Source organism: Enterococcus alishanensis (genome assembly GCF_019218635.1).
Lineage (GTDB): Bacteria > Bacillota > Bacilli > Lactobacillales > Enterococcaceae > Enterococcus_A > Enterococcus_A alishanensis.
Map to the genome: position 1 here is coordinate 538,254 of NZ_JAHUZB010000002.1, position 18,395 is coordinate 556,648.

The 18,395-nt window shown below is 36.3% G+C and carries 16 protein-coding genes; all 16 read right to left on the bottom strand.

All coding sequences use genetic code 11. The features are described from left to right. Positions 1-4: 4 nt before the first annotated feature. The 16 genes from KUA55_RS06220 to KUA55_RS06295 all read right to left on the bottom strand — a co-directional run bounded on the left by KUA55_RS06220 (position 5) and on the right by KUA55_RS06295 (position 18,393). Entirely contained in the window at positions 5-622 is a 618-nt protein-coding gene (locus KUA55_RS06220) for a helix-hairpin-helix domain-containing protein (RefSeq protein ID WP_246601406.1), read from the bottom strand. Positions 623-694: 72 nt separating this feature from the next. Next, positions 695-1,738 (bottom strand): SepM family pheromone-processing serine protease, encoded by a 1,044-nt coding sequence (locus KUA55_RS06225; RefSeq protein ID WP_218325317.1) that lies wholly within the window; start codon positions 1,736-1,738, stop codon positions 695-697. After that, positions 1,728-2,222, bottom strand: a complete 495-nt coding sequence (gene coaD, locus KUA55_RS06230) for a pantetheine-phosphate adenylyltransferase (RefSeq protein ID WP_218325318.1) — start codon at positions 2,220-2,222, stop codon at positions 1,728-1,730. Before coaD ends, KUA55_RS06225 begins: the two co-directional genes overlap by 11 nt. A 1-nt stretch (position 2,223) precedes the next feature. Beyond that, positions 2,224-2,778, bottom strand: a complete 555-nt coding sequence (rsmD, locus tag KUA55_RS06235; RefSeq protein ID WP_218325454.1) for a 16S rRNA (guanine(966)-N(2))-methyltransferase RsmD — start codon at positions 2,776-2,778, stop codon at positions 2,224-2,226. 71 nt (positions 2,779-2,849) lie between these two features. Further along, complete coding sequence (locus KUA55_RS06240) at positions 2,850-3,191, bottom strand: YlbG family protein (protein ID WP_218325319.1); 342 nt, start codon at positions 3,189-3,191, stop codon at positions 2,850-2,852. Next, positions 3,184-3,609 (bottom strand): YlbF/YmcA family competence regulator, encoded by a 426-nt coding sequence (locus KUA55_RS06245; RefSeq protein WP_218325320.1) that lies wholly within the window; start codon positions 3,607-3,609, stop codon positions 3,184-3,186. Before KUA55_RS06245 ends, KUA55_RS06240 begins: the two co-directional genes overlap by 8 nt. A gap of 1 nt (position 3,610) precedes the next feature. Next, positions 3,611-4,711 carry a CAP-associated domain-containing protein gene (locus tag KUA55_RS06250; protein WP_218325321.1) on the bottom strand — a complete coding sequence of 367 codons (1,101 nt, stop codon included), beginning with the start codon at positions 4,709-4,711 and terminating at the stop codon, positions 3,611-3,613. A gap of 12 nt (positions 4,712-4,723) precedes the next feature. Beyond that, positions 4,724-8,149 (bottom strand): pyruvate carboxylase, encoded by a 3,426-nt coding sequence (locus tag KUA55_RS06255; RefSeq protein WP_218325322.1) that lies wholly within the window; start codon positions 8,147-8,149, stop codon positions 4,724-4,726. Positions 8,150-8,160: 11 nt separating this feature from the next. Beyond that, positions 8,161-9,342 (bottom strand): FtsW/RodA/SpoVE family cell cycle protein, encoded by a 1,182-nt coding sequence (locus KUA55_RS06260; RefSeq protein WP_218325323.1) that lies wholly within the window; start codon positions 9,340-9,342, stop codon positions 8,161-8,163. Between the two features lie 3 nt (positions 9,343-9,345). Beyond that, on the bottom strand, positions 9,346-9,651 hold the full coding sequence (locus KUA55_RS06265; RefSeq protein WP_218325324.1) for a DUF1507 family protein: 306 nt from the start codon (positions 9,649-9,651) through the stop codon (positions 9,346-9,348). A 275-nt stretch (positions 9,652-9,926) separates the two neighbouring features. Further along, positions 9,927-12,077 carry a 5'-nucleotidase C-terminal domain-containing protein gene (locus KUA55_RS06270; protein WP_218325325.1) on the bottom strand — a complete coding sequence of 717 codons (2,151 nt, stop codon included), beginning with the start codon at positions 12,075-12,077 and terminating at the stop codon, positions 9,927-9,929. A 165-nt stretch (positions 12,078-12,242) separates the two neighbouring features. Continuing rightward, positions 12,243-14,087 (bottom strand): translational GTPase TypA, encoded by a 1,845-nt coding sequence (gene typA, locus KUA55_RS06275; RefSeq protein WP_218325326.1) that lies wholly within the window; start codon positions 14,085-14,087, stop codon positions 12,243-12,245. Between the two features lie 118 nt (positions 14,088-14,205). Then, positions 14,206-14,964, bottom strand: a complete 759-nt coding sequence (locus KUA55_RS06280) for an inositol monophosphatase family protein (RefSeq protein WP_218325327.1) — start codon at positions 14,962-14,964, stop codon at positions 14,206-14,208. A gap of 13 nt (positions 14,965-14,977) precedes the next feature. After that, complete coding sequence (locus tag KUA55_RS06285; RefSeq protein WP_218325328.1) at positions 14,978-15,247, bottom strand: UPF0223 family protein; 270 nt, start codon at positions 15,245-15,247, stop codon at positions 14,978-14,980. A gap of 82 nt (positions 15,248-15,329) precedes the next feature. Further along, positions 15,330-16,736: a dihydrolipoyl dehydrogenase gene (gene lpdA, locus KUA55_RS06290; protein WP_218325329.1), complete on the bottom strand. Its 1,407-nt coding sequence runs from the start codon at positions 16,734-16,736 to the stop codon at positions 15,330-15,332. A 7-nt stretch (positions 16,737-16,743) separates the two neighbouring features. After that, positions 16,744-18,393, bottom strand: coding sequence for a dihydrolipoyllysine-residue acetyltransferase (locus KUA55_RS06295; RefSeq protein WP_218325330.1), 1,650 nt, complete (start codon positions 18,391-18,393; stop codon positions 16,744-16,746). Positions 18,394-18,395 lie beyond the last annotated feature (2 nt).

Sequence of the window (18,395 nt, forward strand, 5' to 3'; positions counted from 1 at the left end):
TTTTTTAGTTAATTGTAATAAAATCTCGTAAATTTTCAAGCGTCTTTTCGCCAATCCCAGAAACATTTAATAAATCTTCTAATTTTTGAAAACTGCCATTTTCCTCTCGATAATTTAAAATGTCCTGGGCCTTTTTTTCACCTATGCCTGATAAGGTTTGTAACTCTGTTGAATCTGCTGTATTTATATTTACTTTTCCAGTTTCATCAGAAGAAGAATCACCTGATATAATTGTCTCTCCTGATTGAATTGTGGGAGGAGTTTCACCAATTTTTGGAATGAAAATAACTTCTTGATCAGTTAATAGTTTAGAAAAATTAACCTGGTTCCGGTCAGCCTCTTCCAAAAATCCACCTGCTTGGTCAACAGCATCCATTAAACGTGTACCCTCTTTTACTTTGTACATACCTGGTGCTTTTACTGCACCTTTTACATCCACATACCAATCTGTATTAACTTTAGCAGTACTTTCGATTGTCTTTTGCTCGGAACTTGAAAAAGTGGTCACTTCAGCGTATTCTTCTGGTTCCTTAAATAAGTTAAACAAAACTAAAAAAAGAATGGAAAAAAAACCAAATCCTGCCAAAATGAACCAACTATACTTTTCCCAAATTTTTTTCAAATAAATACCTCCTTTATTTAAAAGGTACGCAAAAAAGCAAGAATTAATGTCCTCATTAATTCTTGCTTTCTTTTATTTATTTTCAGCTAAATAATCTAATGCATCTTTGACTGTCTTAACTGGAACAATTTTCATGTCTGTTCCCAGTTTTTTTGCTGCGGCTTTAGCCTCTTGATAATTGGTTTTAATCGTTGGATCAGCTTTTTTCATTGCCTTAGTGATTTTATCATCTGGAGCAAAGAATATTTTTGCACCATCAGCTGATGCACTGGCAACTTTCTTATCTATACCACCAATTCGGCCAACTGTTCCCTCTGAATCAATCGTGCCAGTTCCAGCAATTTTTTGACCGTTTCGTAAGTTTTCACCGGAAATTTGTTCGTAAATTTCTAAAGTAAACATCAACCCAGCCGATGGACCACCGATATTTTCCGTTTCGAATTGAACATCATAATCGGAAGTTATCTCAGTATGATCTGTCAAAGTAATACCAATCCCAGCTTTTTTATCGCTAGGTAACTCAATTAATTTTTCTTTAACTGTTTTAGATTTTCCATCGTGCGTATACGTGATAGTCATTTCTTGTCCGACTTTTTGGCTTTTTACGTAATCCATAAAGTCTTCTGTATTTTCAAAGGTTTGGCCATCCGCTTCAGTGATTGTATCTCCAACAGCTATTTTCCCATAAAAATTTGAGCTCTTTTCAATATTTAAAACATAAACACCTTTATATTCTAACTGGTACTCTTTACCTGCTAAGGACAAGGCTTGTTGAATTGCAGCATTTTGTGAAGATTCCATATAGTATTGTTGTACTTGATTGTATTCCTCGTCGCTAGAGCCACCAGTTAATTCTCTGGCAGAAATCACTTCTTCAAAAGGACGAAATTGGGCAATCGCTGCTAATAAAACTGTGGCCCTCCTAACACCAACTGAGGTCAAACTAAATGAACCATCCTGTTTATCAGCTTGATTATCCACCTTAATCAATTCTTTTAGATTAATTGTAGCTCCAGGTGACTCGACATAATAAGGAATCGGAAAAACGACGCAGGCTAAAATAAGAACGGCAATAACTGCAGCGATAATTCGTTTAATCATTTTTTTATTTTTCAAATAGATCACGCTTCTTTTCTAAAGCAGTATAAACTGCAGTTGGTAAATAATCTTGAATATCCCCGTTAAATTTCCAAATTTCTTTTAAAATAGAAGAACTCACATGATTATATTTAGGTGAAGCCATCAATATGACCGTTTCAATATTTTTATCTAAATGAGCATTCATTGTAGCAATATCTTTTTCATATTCATAGTCTTTTACATTTCGAACGCCACGCAATAAAAATTTTGCCCCTAATTGATTTGCCACATCAACAGTTAATTTTTCTTCTTGCGCAATTACCTTTACATTTTCAATATGTGCTACTGACTCTTTAACGGTGACTAATTTTTCATCATGAGTAAAAAAACTATTTTTATTAGTATTTACAAAAACGCCAATAATCAGTTCATCAAATAACTTAGCTCCCCGTTCAATTGTGTCTAAATGCCCCATTGTTAATGGGTCAAAACTTCCAGGAAAAAGTGCAATTCGTTTCATTCTAGTCCTCCCAATCATAAATAGTCACTGCAGAAATGCCATAGACTTGGCGTTTTCTAAATTTTAAATTTAGTATATCTGCTGCCAATTCAACATTTTTATCAGTTTCGCAAACAATTGTTGCTTTGTCACTTAATAACCCTTCTGTGACTAAGAATTTTAATTGCTCTTCAATTTCTTGTTGCGCATAAGGTGGATCTAGTAGAACTAAATCAAATTTAATTTGATCAGTCTTGAATTGTTCCAACGCTAATTTAGCTGGCATTTTTAATAGCTTAAAAGCAGAATCAGCTTTAGTCATGGCAACATTTTCTTTAACAATTGACATTGCCTTACCATTTTTTTCAACCAAATAAGCTTTTTCCATGCCACGAGAAACGGCTTCAATTCCTAACGAACCACTGCCTGAAAATAAATCCAGTGCTTTTCCTCCATCAAAATATGGGCCAATCATGTTAAAAATTGCTCCCTTGACTTTATCTGTCGTGGGTCTAGTTTGACTACCACTTAAAGTTTTCAATTTTCGACCGCCAAATTCTCCGGCAACTACTCGCATTTCAGACATCCTTTCCAATAAAAAAAGTGAAAAATGAATGATTATATCACACACTTTTCACCCTACTTTTCTTAAACAGTTTCAGCTAAACGAATTTGTGTATTGGCTTCTACAACATCCAGTTCTTCTTCTTCTTTTACCTGATAAGCAGCTTTTGTTCCAATGCGATCAGCAAAGTTCATCTCCACATCGGGACGATAGGATGGTTCAACGCCACGAACAAAATGTAAAGCATTAAGTTTTGCTTCAACTTCAGCTACCATTTCTTCATTTACATATAGGACAACATATTTCATTTTTTTTGAAACATAATGTACTAAGCCAAAACGCTTTAACGTTTTTAATTGTTTCAAAGAATAGACCCACACAATAATGCCTCTTCTTTTTTGTATTTCAAACTCTGGTTTATCCATGACAATTCCCCTTACAACCAATTTTTCCAGTTTCAAAAAACGGATTTCCCGCATCAACTTTGATTTCATTGGAGATTGCGGCCGCTAAACGTTGACTTATTTCATCTAACAATGCTTGAAAATCATTCTCAGCCAAGCGGTATTCAGCAACCTGTTGGTTTAAGTCTAACGTACGTTTACTCTTTCGTAAAGTCCGTTGTTGTTCTTTATAATCAGGCGCATACTTTCCATATGCGGAAATTTGCTCAAGTTTATCTTTTTCTTTGTTAAAGCTGCTTCTTAAATTTTCTACTTCAGGTGATTGATCCATAGATTCTTTGCAGGAAAAGTAGTTTTGATAAGTTGAGCTATTTAATATCGCATCAATTAAAGCTTCATTAGAATCTTCCAGAGCAAATAAACTATCATTTATAATCATGTTATTGACTATCCTCCGTACTAGGTTGTTGAATTAAGATTAGCACACTTTCTTGAGAAAAGGCAATATTCAATTTCCCCGGATCAGCTTGATCAAATAAATGCGTTAAATGGGTTTGGCTCAACCAATAGAGTAAAGTAAAAGTTGGATCAATCTCAGGTGAGTAATACAGTGCTCTTTCAAAATCTGTTTTTTGATCTTCCGCTAACTCTTTTAATTCTTTTTCAGTCAATTCAAAATGAAGATTACCAATATAGGCACTTTGTTCGATATCCCAAGCCTCTTGTCTTGCCGTACTCAAATAATTTTGTGGCTGATTTAAAAAAGCAACTATCATCCTTTGACTATCTTCATTATTGCCATTAGTATAAACTGGTTGATCAATTAAAAGACGATAAGCATTAACTGACTGTATAGTTCGTTGTTGTCTCTGCTGATTGATCATACTCCAGTCAAGATTTGACTCTTGCATTCTACTGGATAAAGGATTTCCGCTATTTATTTTGTAGGGCATAAACCTCAAAAGTGTTTCCTTGTCCATATAAACGGTTCCTATCAATTTTTCTGAAGTACCATTGAAGAAGACCATAGCAAAAGAATCATTATTAAATGCAATCAAAGGTCGGTGACGCATATCATCTTCACTTAATTCTAGCATGACAGGTTCTTCATCAAAATCTAAAGAAAAGTCGGCAGACAAATTGTACTGACTAGCTAGTTTTCGAATCGTTTTCCCAAAAGAAAAATCACCACTGTCAATTTGATTTCCCAAAACCTTAATTGCAGTAATTTTATTTTCTTCAATATTTACTTCTAAAATACCAGACTCTACCGAATAGGTTCGAATTTCAAAGAAAAATCCACTGTTTTCCACCGAATTTGGTAAACCATAAACCGCTTCAAAACTTTCTAAGCTACCGCCAATATAATTAGCGAAGCCATCAGACTCCACTACGGTATGTTTTAGAGGTTGATGACTCACGCTACTTTCCGTTGGTTGAACCGGTATATTTACCGAGGATCTTGGAAAGAGAATTGGTTGCACATAATAGCCAATAATAACTAGCAAAAAAATTGCGACAAAACCAATTACTCTTTTCAAGTTCTAATCCTCCTATTTTTCTTTTACTTCGATTAACAGATCACCAGAAGCAATACTTTCACCTTCAGTGACGTATAAATGACTGATTTCTCCATCAAAACGTGCATCGATTGAGGTCTCCATCTTCATCGCTTCAGTTACTAAAAGTGGTTGCCCTTTTTTAACTAAATCACCTTTTTTAACTAATACATTTAAGACCGACCCAGACATTGTAGCACCAATATGTTCTCGATTGGTTGGTTCAGCTTTTCTCTTAGCTTGTACAGCACTTTTGATTGATTGATCTTTGATTACAATTTCTCTTCTTTGACCATTTAAATTAAAGAACAGGGTCCGGTTACCTTCGATATCAGGTTCACCAATCGAGTCAAGTCGAATAATCAAGGTTTTACCTTTTTCAATTTGGACATTAACCGTTTCACCAATTCTCATACCATTAAAGAACGTTGGAGTATCCAATAGGGTCACATCACCAAAATTAGCATAAGACTTTTGGTAATCTAAATATACTTGAGGATACATTAAATAACTCAGTATATCTCGGTGATTTGGTTCGAAACCAACCAGTTCTTGTAATTCTGCTTTGACTTTTTCAAAATTAATCGGTTCAGCTAAAGATCCTGGACGAACAGACAGCGCTGGGCGACCTTGTAAAATCACTTTTTGTAATTTTTCTGGGAATCCACCGACAGGTTGACCTAATTCTCCTTGGAAGAAGCTAATAACAGAATCAGGGAAGCTTAGTTCGTCCCCTTTTTCATAAATATCTTCTTCTGATAAATTATTTTGCACCATGAATAATGCCATATCTCCAACAACTTTTGAAGAAGGAGTTACTTTGACAATGTCTCCAAACATTAGATTTACTTTACGATAGACTTCTTTAATTTCATCCCATTGCTCACCTAAACCAACTGCTTTGGCTTGCTGCTGTAAGTTAGAATATTGTCCACCAGGCATTTCATGCATATAGACTTCAGTTTGCGCTGCTTTTATCCCATTTTCAAAACTTTCGTAATAAGGGCGCACATCTTCCCAATAATGATCCAATTGTGCGACATTATTGATGCTAATTTCTGGTGCACGATCACCATTTTGTAAAGCATAAAATAAACTACTAATGCTTGGTTGACTGGTTGCACCACTCATGGCACTAGCTGCAACATCCACAATATCTGCCCCAGCTTTGGTTGCTGCAGATAAGGTAATAATCCCATTTCCAGCAGTATCATGCGTATGCAGATGGATTGGCAAATCAACTGCCGCTTTTAGTTCGGAAACCAAGCGATAAGCTGCTTGCGGTTTTAGTAAGCCAGCCATATCCTTAATCGCAATAATATGAGCACCCAGCTTTTCTAGTTCTTTCGCCATGTTTGTATAATATTCAACATTATATTTTGCACGGTTGTCATCTAAAATATCACCTGTATAGCAAATAGCTGTTTCAGCAATTTTTCCAGTATCTCTTACTGCTTGAATACTTTTTTCCATTTGTGGAATCCAGTTTAAGCTATCAAAAATTCTAAATACATCAATACCTCGTTCAGCTGCTTCTTTAATAAATCCTTCAATGACATTATCGGGATAATTAGAATAACCCACGGCATTTGATCCACGGAAAAGCATTTGTAATAGAGTGTTAGGCATCGCTTTACGTAATAATTTTAGACGTTTCCAAGGATCTTCACTTAAGAAGCGATAGGCAACGTCAAAAGTCGCTCCGCCCCACATTTCACTAGAAAATAGTTCTGGAATTGCTTCACTAGTTTTTTCAGCAATTTTAAAAATATCAGTCGTGCGCACACGAGTTGCTAATAAACTTTGATGAGCATCACGGAACGTAGTATCAGTTAACAAGACATTGTTTTGTTGTTTAATCCAATCATTAACTGCATCGGCACCTCTTGTATCTAAAATATTTTTTGCAGTAATAATTTCACGTTTTTCTAAATGTTTAGGTAAACGTGGTTTTTCATAAAATCGTTTTTCTTGTTTTTCAATTCCAGGAAATCCATTGACAGTAATCTGAGAGATGTAGCGCATCGTTTTGTTCCCACGATCACGAATCCTAGAAAATTCAAATAGTTCTGGTGTGTTATCAATAAATGTTGTTTTAGCATTGCCACTTTGGAAAACCGGATGACTAATAACATTTTGCATAAATGAAATATTAGTTTTTACACCACGAATCCTAAACTCTCGTAAGCATCGTTGCATTTTTTGAATGGTTTGATCAAAAGTTAATGCATGTGTACAAACTTTAACTAATAATGAGTCAAAATATGGTGAAACTTCTGCACCCGCATAGGCATTACCGACATCCAAACGTACACCAAAACCACCTGGTGAACGATAAGTATCAATCTTACCTGTATCCGGCATAAAGTCATTCAATGGGTCTTCAGTTGTAATCCGGCACTGAATCGCTGAACCACTGAAAGTAATATTTTCTTGTGTAGGAATCCCAATTTCTTGATGGATATCCTTTCCTTGAGCAATCATTAATTGTGAAGTTACAATGTCAATACCAGTAATTAACTCGGTAATTGTATGTTCTACTTGAACGCGTGGATTCACTTCGATGAAATAAAAATTATCTCCCTCAACTAAGAATTCAACTGTTCCTGCATTCACATAGCCAACGTGCTTCATTAATTGTACAGCAGCCTGACAGATTTTTTCTCTTTGCATATCTGAAAGGGACATACATGGGGCTACCTCTACAACTTTCTGATGACGTCGTTGCACTGAACAGTCACGTTCAAATAAATGAACAACATTGCCATGTCTGTCTCCTAAAATTTGCACTTCGATATGTTTAGGATTTGCAACATATTTTTCCACGTAGACTTCATCGCTACCAAAAGCAGCTTTAGCTTCACTTTTTGCACGGTCATAGCCTTCTCTTGCCTCTTTTTCATCATGAGCCACACGCATTCCACGACCGCCGCCGCCTAATGCTGCTTTTATCATAATTGGATACCCATTTGTTTCAGCAAATAACAAGACATCTTCTACCGTATTAATCGGCCCATCAGAACCAGGAATTGACGGAATTCCTGCTTCTACTGCTGCCGTTTTAGCTTTAATTTTATCTCCGAATATATCTAAATGATGTGTCGAAGGTCCCACAAAAATGATTCCTTCTTCCTCACAACGTTGTGCAAAGGTTAAATTCTCTGATAAAAAACCATATCCCGGATGAATGGCATCAGCTTTGGCTTCTTTAGCGACACGAATAATATCTTCAATGTCTAAATAGGCATCAATTGGTTTTTTTCCTTTACCAACTAAGAAGGCTTCATCTGCTTTAAAACGATGAACAGAATAAGCATCCTCTTCAGCAAAGATCCCAATTGTTTTAATATTTAGTTCGCTACAAGCACGAAATACCCGAGTAGCGATTTCACCTCTATTTGCCACCAAAACTTTTTTCATTAACTTCACTCCTAACTTTTTAAATAATCATATTCGATTGCTAACTGCGTACGCCGTTCATCTGCACTAATGTTTAATGCAAAGCCGACCCCTACAGATAAGACAAGCAAACTATTTCCACCTTGACTTAAAAAAGGAAATGTAATACCAGTCAAAGGAATAATACCCAAAATCCCACCAAGATTAATAAAGACTTGGATTATAAATAAACTGCCAATCCCAATACAAATTAATGAATTGAATGGCTTTTTTGAGCGAATTCCAACCAACAAAATTCGCACAATCATAAAAAGAAGCAAACCTAAAATAATTAGGCCACCAATTAATCCAACTTCTTCTACCACAATAGAAAAAATGAAATCAGTATGAGCTTCACTTAAAAAACCTCTTTTTTCAATACTATTACCTAATCCTCGGCCAAACCAACCACCATTAAACATGGCGTAATAACCATTGACCAATTGGTGACCGTCTCCTAGTTCATCCACAAAAGGGTTTCTAAAGACTTCAAACCGACTACCAATATATTGAATACGTTCAGGCAAAATAGTTTTTCCGAAGCGGCTTAAAAACTCAATTACAGCAACACTACCAATTACGGTTACACCACCAAAAATTGCTGTGTAAAACCAATTAATACCACTTGCTAGTAATAAAATGATAGCTAACAGTGTAATGATTGCTGCATTACCAACATCTGGTTGAATCGCTACAAGAAAAACCATTAAAGCAACTAAAACCATCGGCTGACGCATATCAATAAAAAAGTTTTGTTGAATGCTTTCTTGTCGTTTAGACAATATATAAGCCAAATACCAAATAACTAATATTTTTAAGTATTCAGCTGGTTGCATATTAAAAGGACCAATGCTAATCCATCCTTTGGCCCCATTTACTTCTTGTCCAACGAACAAGACTATAATCAAAAGGCCGAAGATAACCAGAGTTAAGGTAATAATTAGATTCTGATTTTTTATCACATCGGTCTTCATCTTATACATTAAGCTGATGATGATTAAACTAAATACCCAAAATGCACCTTGGTTAATCACTGAACTAGCAGGATTTAAATTATCGGTAATTAAGTTATAAGATGTTGAACTATAAACAAAAATCAGTCCAATAATACTAAGGACTAAGTAAGGAATTAAAATACTATAATCTAAAAAATGACGCTTTCGTAACTTTGGCAAAGATTAAGCCTCCCAGCTAGATTCAAGACTATCTTGACTGCGATTTTCATACAAATCTGTATACAATTGATTGAGGTCAGCTTCGAGAGCGCTTAACATTTTCTGACCTTCACCACGTTTTAATACGCCAATTTTTTCAGCATACAAAACCTGTCTGGAGAAGCCATACATTTGAGTATCCACGACTTCTTCAAAAGCTTTACACTGTGAAATACATAAACTATTGTGTTGATTGCGAATCAGTAATTTGATGCGATTAGCATCCTCTAAAAGCAATTCAACCGCATATTTAGAAGAAATTTGTTCCATTTTGCTTCCCTCCTATCTTAGTTTTATTATTATAGCATAGAAAAAATTTAAAAGGAGGAAAAAAAGTTTAAGGAATCTTTTTTTCTCTCTAAATGTTCGGCTTTAAGTTTTACACAAGTTAGATTTTTTTAGAAATAGAGAATTTAAAAAAATTGTGATTAAATCAGTTTTTAATTGTGAAACAATCTCAAATATGAAACATTAGTTATAGTTATTAATGAAAATTTTGCTTTTACTATAAAAAAAAGAGCTGATAAAAAATCAGCTCCTTACTCTTAATATCCGTTAAAACCAATACCTTCTGCTTTCCAACCAGCAGTTACTAACCAATCATTTTCTGCTTGGCTTAAAGTATAATGATGGGCTCCAGCAACAGCATTTTTATTGTACAAACGATAAATTGATTTTTGTCCACCAGATCGGAAACTTACACCTTCATTAACCCAACCTTGTTTAACTAAATAATCTCTTTCACCAGCATCTTTAGTGTAATGATGATCACCAGCATTTGGATTATAGACACGATAAACTTCGTCTCCTTGTTGCGGCGCTTGCCAACCAGTACCTTCATCAGTCCAGCCAGCTTGAACTAGACCATTTTTCTCGCCTTCACTAAGAGTGTAAAAATGTTCGCCAGAATTTGGATTATAAACACGATAAACGTCTTGATTTTGCAAATCCCCGTAAGTTTTTCTACCTTCAATGGCAGCAGCGATAGTTTGCCCGTTTGCTGTCAAATCTTCAATATAACCAATGAAAGTTTCAGTATCAGGATCAATTGCGCTAATTAATTTTGCATTGGTAAATTCTGTAAATCCATCACCACCACCATATAAGAAATCATTGATAATTAATTTGTAAGTTGTATTATCTTCAATTGGTGTCCCATCTGTTTTGGTTAGACTATTAACCACATAAGGATATTCAGTTTTTGTTGCTGCATCTTGGTTGTCTGAGAAAGTATATTTCAAACCAGAACCTTGCAAGAAGTAGCCAGAATATTGCTGCGTTTCTTTGTTATAGCTAAAAGTTTGTTGATTTAACACTGTTCTTATTTGCGCACCGGTCATTTCAACCACCTGCATAATATTACCAAAAGGTTGAACGGCTTGTGCGGCTCCCCAAGTAATTGTGCCATCATCTTGAACTTTTAAATCGTCACGAATTCCACCATTATTTGTTAAAGCAAAATCAGCATCAATATTAGCTTTTTTAGCCATATAAACCTGACCATCGGTAATTAAATTACCAACTGCTGATTCACCAAACTCATTCACCGTTCGGGAAATGTCATCTCCGTTGTTTGCTTTACCAATAGATGTATCAGTTACCGCTTTGACTCTTTCAGAAGCATCATCCACAATTTTTTGAACTTCAGCATCAGCAGTTGCACCACCAGGAGCTACCGCTTTTACTTCAGCATCCGGTGTAGCAATAAAATCCATTTTTTCAGTATCATAAGTCCCATTTAAATTAATAAAACCTTTGCCTTGTGATGTTGATTGAACCACACGAGTTTTACCGACCACACCGTTTGTGTACACATGGTTATGACCTGCAAAGTAGGCATCCACACTATTAGTTGGATCCAATTGATTAACTGTGTTAATAATATTAGCAGTTTCACCAGTTGCTGTACTTCCATCTTGAACTGAAGGAGTGTGTCCTAATACAACAATCGCATTGACGCCCTGATCACGTAATTTTTTAGAACTATTGACGATCGCTTCCGCTGGATCAGTAAAATTATAATCTTTATGATGAGCAGCCAATACTAAATTAGGAATTTCAGTCGTTACTACACCAATAAAACCAACTTTTACTGTTTCACCGCCAACTTGCTTTTCTTCAATCACATAGTCTTCCCAGCCAAATGGGTTAGCTCCTGTCATTTTATCTTTTACATTAGCAATAGCTAAATCAAAATTCCCCTTCAACGCTTCTTGACCAATTTCAGAATTATATTTATCAACGATATCGTAAAAATGATCATCTTTTCCCGGAGGATTTCCTAATAAAATTCGATTAAATTCTGCTAAGCCTTCATCAAATTCATGATTTCCTAAAGTACCCACATCAAATTTCATTTGATTTAATACACGCATTGTTGGTTGATCTTGCAGCAAACCTGAATTAGCTGGGCTAGCGCCAACCATGTCACCGGCTTGAACACGATAAACCGCAGCATCTGATTTAGTCGCTTCATTAAAATATCCTGCTAAAAGTGAAGCTGTTCCTGCACCGCTAACTTTTTCATTGGGACCATAATAACTTCCTGTAGTGCTTAATGCTCCGTGAAAGTCATTGATACCCAACATCTGGACTGGAACCTCAGCTCCTTCACTTACTTGAGAGAGACCAGCAATCCCAAATCCAAAAACTGCTGAAAAAGTAAAGAGACTTTTAAATAGTTTACTTTTTTTCATAAACATCCTACTTTCTTTAAATTTTTGAAACGCTTACAGGTAAAGGATAATATTTAAACGATAATTATTCAAATAGTTTTCATGATTTCTTCACATTCTCTAATAATAAATAATTTCACAAAAAAAACCAAAATCTCAAGGATTTTGGTTTTCAACATTTACATATTAAACAGCTTCAAGATTCTTTTTCTTTTTAGCGGCTTTCTCCCGTTCAGCTTTGTTTAGAATTTGTTTTCTCAAACGAATACTTTCAGGAGTTACTTCACAATATTCATCATCGCCTAAAAATTCTAATGATTCTTCTAAAGTAAGAATTTTTGGACGTTTAATTACTGATGTTTGATCTTTGTTAGCAGATCGTACGTTAGTCATTTGTTTTGCTTTAATAATATTTACGCCTAAATCTTTGTCACGACTATTTTCGCCGACAATCATGCCTTCATAAACATCTGTACCAGGTTCAACAAAGACCGTTCCACGTTCTTCAACACTCATAATTGAATAAGTTGTCGCTTTACCAGTATCAACCGAAACCAAAGCACCATTACGACGTCCGCCGATGATAGCTTGAATCATTGGTAAATATTGATCGAACGTATGAGACATAATACCATAACCACGTGTCATTGATAAGAATTCTGTTGTAAATCCTAATAATCCACGAGCTGGAGCTAAGAAAATTAAACGCACTTGACCATTTCCTGAGTGAATCATGTCTTGCATTTCAGCTTTACGTTGACCTAAAGCTTCAATAACTGAACCCATGTATTCTTCAGGCGTATCAATTTGAACCCGTTCAAATGGTTCGCATTTTACACCATCAATCATTTTTTCAATTACTTCGGGACGAGAAACTTGTAATTCATAGCCTTCGCGACGCATGTTTTCAATTAAAATTGACAAATGCAATTCGCCACGACCAGAAACCGTCCAAGCATCTGGTGAATCCGTTTGTTCCACTTTTAATGAAACATCGGTGTGAAGTTCTGACATTAGACGTTCTTCAATTTTACGAGAAGTCACAAATTTACCTTCACGGCCAGCAAAAGGAGAATTATTTACTAAGAATGTCATTTGTAATGTTGGTTCATCAATGTGTAAGATCGGTAAAGCATCTTGTTGATCAACGGGTGTAACAGTTTCACCAACGAAAATATCTTCCATTCCAGAAACAGCAATTAAATCGCCAGCTTTTGCTTCATCCACTTCTAAACGTTGTAAACCGAAGAAACCAAAGATTTTCGTTACACGGAAGTTTTTAACTGAACCATCAAGTTTCAATACAGATACTTGATCGCCGACTTTAATTTTCCCACGGAAAATCCGTCCGATTCCGATACGTCCAACATAATCATTATAATCAAGTAAAGATACTTGGAATTGTAAAGGTTCATCGGAATTATCAACGGGTGCTGGAATTTTTTCTACAATTGTGTCAAAAATAGGTTTCATTGTATGCTCTTGTTCAGCAGGATCATCAGATAGGCTAGATGTTCCATTGATAGCAGAAGCATAAATTACTGGGAATTCTAATTGGTCTTCATCTGCGCCTAATTCGATAAATAATTCTAACACTTCATCGACAACTTCTGCTGGACGAGCTGAAGGTTTGTCAATTTTATTTACTACTACGATTGGAATCAAATGTTGTTCCAACGCTTTTTTCAACACAAAACGAGTTTGAGGCATTGTTCCTTCATAAGCATCCACTACTAAGACAACACCATCAACCATTTTCATGATTCGCTCAACTTCGCCACCGAAGTCCGCGTGTCCAGGTGTGTCCATAATATTGATTTTATAATCTTGGTAGTTTACTGCAGTATTTTTAGCTAAAATAGTAATGCCGCGTTCTTGTTCCAACGCATTAGAATCCATTGCACGTTCTTGTAAGCGGACATGACTATCTAAAGTATCGGATTGTTTTAACATTTCATCAACTAGGGTTGTTTTACCATGGTCAACGTGGGCAATAATTGCTACGTTGCGGATATCATTTCTGTATTTCAATTTTTTTGCTCCTTTTCTCATAACACAAGACTTGCACAGTTGTTGATTATAGCAGATAAGCAGTTAAAATGTTAGTAAAAGATTTTCATTTTTTCAGAAAATATCTTTTACTTAAGTTTTAAATATCATATTCTGTTATTTCTGACATCACTGCCTGTGTGCCGCCTTTAAAAAATTCTCGACCGTTAAAGCTTAATGGTTGATCCTGGAACCCACTAAACGCCATATCAAACTGTTGCATCATGACGATTCCAGCCGCGTAATCCCAGGGACTTAAACGACTAATATAGCCGTTTTGAGTGCCTTTTAAGATTGCAATAAAATCTAAGCCCGCACAGCCTAAGATTCTCACACCCATTGCTTCTCGGCCGATTTCTTTCGTATGGAATTTATTTTCACCTGTTACTAGAGATACGCCCATACCGATTAGTCCATCTGCTAATTTTGTATTAGCCGGTTTAGGCAATTCTTTTCGGTTATGGAAAACTTTACCGAGCTTAGGACCACCCCAAAACAAATCATCTCGCATTACATCATAAATAAATCCTAATTGCCCGATGCCCTCTTCAAAAACCGCAATCATAATACAAAAATTCTCTTTTTGTAAAACAAAGTTCATCGTTCCATCAATCGGGTCAATCACAAAAACACGACCATTAGAAATATCGGTCTGATCTTGACCGTTCTCTTCACCTAAGATATGTGCATCAGGATCATAGGTTCTTATTTTATCTACCAAAAAATCTTGGGTTTCTTTATCGACATTTGTCACTAAGTCAGTGCGTCCATTTTTTTCATCAATTACTAATTCATCATTTAAAGCCGCTTTAATCTTTTCTGCTGCTTGATAAATCCACTGAATAATTTCATTTTCCATACAAACTTCTCCTCTACATTTTAAATCGCTTTTGCTGTGTATTTTTAGCTGTTTTAACTGATTGGTACAAAGAATAGCCACTTGTTTGTTCAAAGCTTCGACCGATTCGTTTTTCTTCACCAATACTTTTTACAACAGTTTTGAAGTCCTTGTAGCCAGCTAGAAACGTGTCAGTTTGGATTCCTTCTTCATATGCTTTTTCAACTAAATTTAAAAATTGGACAACTGTCACCATTTCTTCAGTACTCCAGTCATCATCTAAGGGATAGCTATAATTATCCATTGATCTCCCTCCATTCTTAATTAGTTTAACAGTATCAAAAAAAAAGTCGAGTGTCTCCACCCGACTTTTCACTGATTAAAAATTAAATATGGATTGGTAAACCTAGAGCAAGTTCAGCAGCATCCATGGTAATTTCTCCTAAAGAAGGATGAGGATGAATTGTTAAAGCAATGTCTTCAGCATTCATTCCTGATTCTATCGCTAGGGCTAATTCCGAAACCATGTCACTTGCACCTACACCAGCAATTTGTGCACCGACAATCACATTATCTTCGACTGTCGTAACTAAACGAATAAATCCTTCAGTTTTAGCTAAAGATAATGCACGACCGTTACCAGAAAATGGGAATTTATAGCTTTTAGCTTCAATACCGGCAGCTTTCGCTTCTTTAATTGTTAAACCAACAGAAGCAAGTTCTGGATCAGTAAATGCAACAGCTGGCATAGCTTTATAATCAATCGCTACTTTTTTACCAGAAATTGCCTCTGCAACAATTTTAGCTTCATAACTTGCTTTGTGAGCTAAAGCTGCTCCTGGTGTAATATCACCAATAGCATAAATATTAGGTACATTTGTACGTCCTTGATTATCGACTTCAATCAAGCCACGATCAGCAATCTCAACACCTGCTTGTTCTAAGCCCATATCATTTGTATTGGCACGACGTCCAACAGTCACCATTACGTAGTCTGCTTCGATCGTTTCTTCTTTACCGTCTACTTCATAACGAACACTAACGCTATCGCCATTATCAATAGCTTCACGAGCCATTGCAGAAGTAATAACTTTTACCCCTTTTTTGGCAAAATCATCTTCTACCAATTTCACCATATCTTTTTCATAAGTTGGTAAAATTTGAGGTGTTCCTTCAAGGATTGTTACTTCAGCACCAAGGTTTGCATATGCGCCACCTAGTTCAGCACCGATAACACCGCCACCGATGATGATGAATTTTTTCGGTACTTCTGGCAAGTTCAATCCACCAGTTGAATCTAAAATTCTACCGCCAAATTTAAATCCTGGAATCTCAATTGGACGTGAACCGGTCGCAACAATCGCATTGTTAAACGAATAAGTTTGCGCAGAATCGGGATGAATCACTCGCAAAGTATGATCATCAACAAAAAAAGCTTCTCCTTCAATGATTTCAACTTTGTGTTTTTTCAATAAGAATTTGACGCCTGAAGTTAATTTGTTAACGACACCATTTTCTTTCCAATCTTGTGTTTTTGCAAAATCTAATTTTACATTTTCACTAGTTACACCAAACAAACTAGAATCCAATGAATCTTGATAATGATGTCCAGCAGAAATTAACGCTTTTGATGGGATACAGCCGACGTTTAAACAAACGCCGCCGATAAATTCTCGTTCAATAATTGCAACGGTTTGACCCATTTCTGCTGCACGAATTGCAGCAACATATCCTCCAGGTCCTGAACCAATTACAACTGTGTCTAATTCAATGGCAAAATCTCCAACTACCATGTTTCTATCATCCTTCCATTAAAAGTAATTCTGGGTCAGCCAATAGACGTTTAATATTGTTCATGGCTTTTTGAGCAGTAGCGCCATCGACGATTCGGTGGTCAAAACTTAATGACAATTTCATCACGCGACCGACAGCTAATTCACCATCAGCATTTACAATCGGTTCTTGTGTAATCGTTCCAACACCTAAAATCGCAACTTCAGGATAATTGATAACTGGTGTGAACCAGCCGCCACCAACAGAACCAATATTGGAAATAGTAATTGTTCCATTGCGCATATCTTCAGCTGCTAATTTACCTTCAATTGCTTCAGCAGCTTTATTATTGATCTCATCAGCAATTTGGAACATCCCTTTTGTATCAGCATTTTTTACGTTTGGTACATATAAACCATGATCAGTATCGGTAGCGATGCCGATATTATAATAATTTTTGTAAACAATTTCTTGGGCTGCATCATCAATTGACGCATTCAAGATTGGGAATTTTTTAACTGTTGCAGTTAAAGCTTTCACCACATAAGGTAAGAAAGTTAATTTTGTACCATTGTCTAAAGCGACTTGTTTAAATTTCTTACGGTGATCCCAAAGTTTAGATACTTCTACATCATCATGCAAAGTAACATGTGGTGCAGTATGTTTGCTATTCACCATCGCCTTAGCAATTGCTTTACGAGTTGGTGTCATTTTTTCTCTTGTTTCTGCTTCGCCCATATTTGAAACGAACGGTTTAGCTGGCGCTGCTGGTGCACTTGGCTGTGCAGGAGTAGTACCAGTAGGTGTTGATTCAGTAGCTGGAGTTGGTGTATTTGCTACTGGCGCTGCATTTCCACCTGCTAGGAAGGCATCAATATCAGCTTTTGTTGTACGACCACCTTTACCAGTTGCCGCAACAGCTGTGATATCTACATCTTTTTCACGGGCATATTGACGAACAGATGGCATTGCCAAAACATTTTTATTTGGGTCACTTGCTGCAACAACACCAGTTGATTTTGGTGCTTCTGCTGCAACGGGAGCTGCCGGAGTTTCAGCTGCAGCTGGCGCTGCTGATGCACTATCGTTATGACCTGGTGCATCGATTTCGACTAAAACATCGCCTACATTTGCCACTGTTCCTTCAGGTACGATGACATTTTTAACCGTTCCAGTAACTGGAGACGGAATTTCTTCAACTGATTTATCATTTTGTACTTCTAATAAAGTATCATCTTCGTTAATTGTATCGCCGGCTTTGACAAACCACTTAACGATTTCGCCTTCAGCAATACCTTCGCCGATATCAGGTAATTTAAATTGGAAAACACCGCCGCCAGATGAACTTGAACCTGATTCTACTACCGGTTCAGCTGCAGGACTTTCTGGTGTTTGTTCTGTAGCAACAACACCACTATCACCTTCGTTATCTTCGTGACCAGGTGCGTCGATTTCAACTAGAACATCGCCTACATTAGCCACTGTTCCTTCTGAAACTAAAATATTTTTCACCGTACCTGTCACTGGTGATGGAATTTCTTCAACTGATTTATCATTTTGAACTTCTAACAAAGTATCATCTTCATTAATTGTGTCACCTGGTTTTACAAACCATTTAACGATTTCGCCTTCTGCGATTCCCTCGCCAATATCAGGCAGTTTAAATTGAAAAGCCATGC

What these genes read in the sequence shown, in the direction of transcription:
- coaD (WP_218325318.1), bottom strand. Translation starts at nt 2,222, where the DNA reads ATGAAACGAATTGCACTTTTTCCTGGAAGTTTTGACCCATTAACAATG.
- rsmD (WP_218325454.1), bottom strand. Translation starts at nt 2,778, where the DNA reads ATGCGAGTAGTTGCCGGAGAATTTGGCGGTCGAAAATTGAAAACTTTA.
- KUA55_RS06240 (WP_218325319.1), bottom strand. Translation starts at nt 3,191, where the DNA reads ATGGATAAACCAGAGTTTGAAATACAAAAAAGAAGAGGCATTATTGTG.
- KUA55_RS06245 (WP_218325320.1), bottom strand. Translation starts at nt 3,609, where the DNA reads ATGATTATAAATGATAGTTTATTTGCTCTGGAAGATTCTAATGAAGCT.
- KUA55_RS06255 (WP_218325322.1), bottom strand. Translation starts at nt 8,149, where the DNA reads ATGAAAAAAGTTTTGGTGGCAAATAGAGGTGAAATCGCTACTCGGGTA.
- KUA55_RS06265 (WP_218325324.1), bottom strand. Translation starts at nt 9,651, where the DNA reads ATGGAACAAATTTCTTCTAAATATGCGGTTGAATTGCTTTTAGAGGAT.
- KUA55_RS06270 (WP_218325325.1), bottom strand. Translation starts at nt 12,077, where the DNA reads ATGAAAAAAAGTAAACTATTTAAAAGTCTCTTTACTTTTTCAGCAGTT.
- KUA55_RS06280 (WP_218325327.1), bottom strand. Translation starts at nt 14,964, where the DNA reads ATGGAAAATGAAATTATTCAGTGGATTTATCAAGCAGCAGAAAAGATT.
- KUA55_RS06285 (WP_218325328.1), bottom strand. Translation starts at nt 15,247, where the DNA reads ATGGATAATTATAGCTATCCCTTAGATGATGACTGGAGTACTGAAGAA.
- lpdA (WP_218325329.1), bottom strand. Translation starts at nt 16,736, where the DNA reads ATGGTAGTTGGAGATTTTGCCATTGAATTAGACACAGTTGTAATTGGT.
- KUA55_RS06295 (WP_218325330.1), bottom strand. Translation starts at nt 18,393, where the DNA reads ATGGCTTTTCAATTTAAACTGCCTGATATTGGCGAGGGAATCGCAGAA.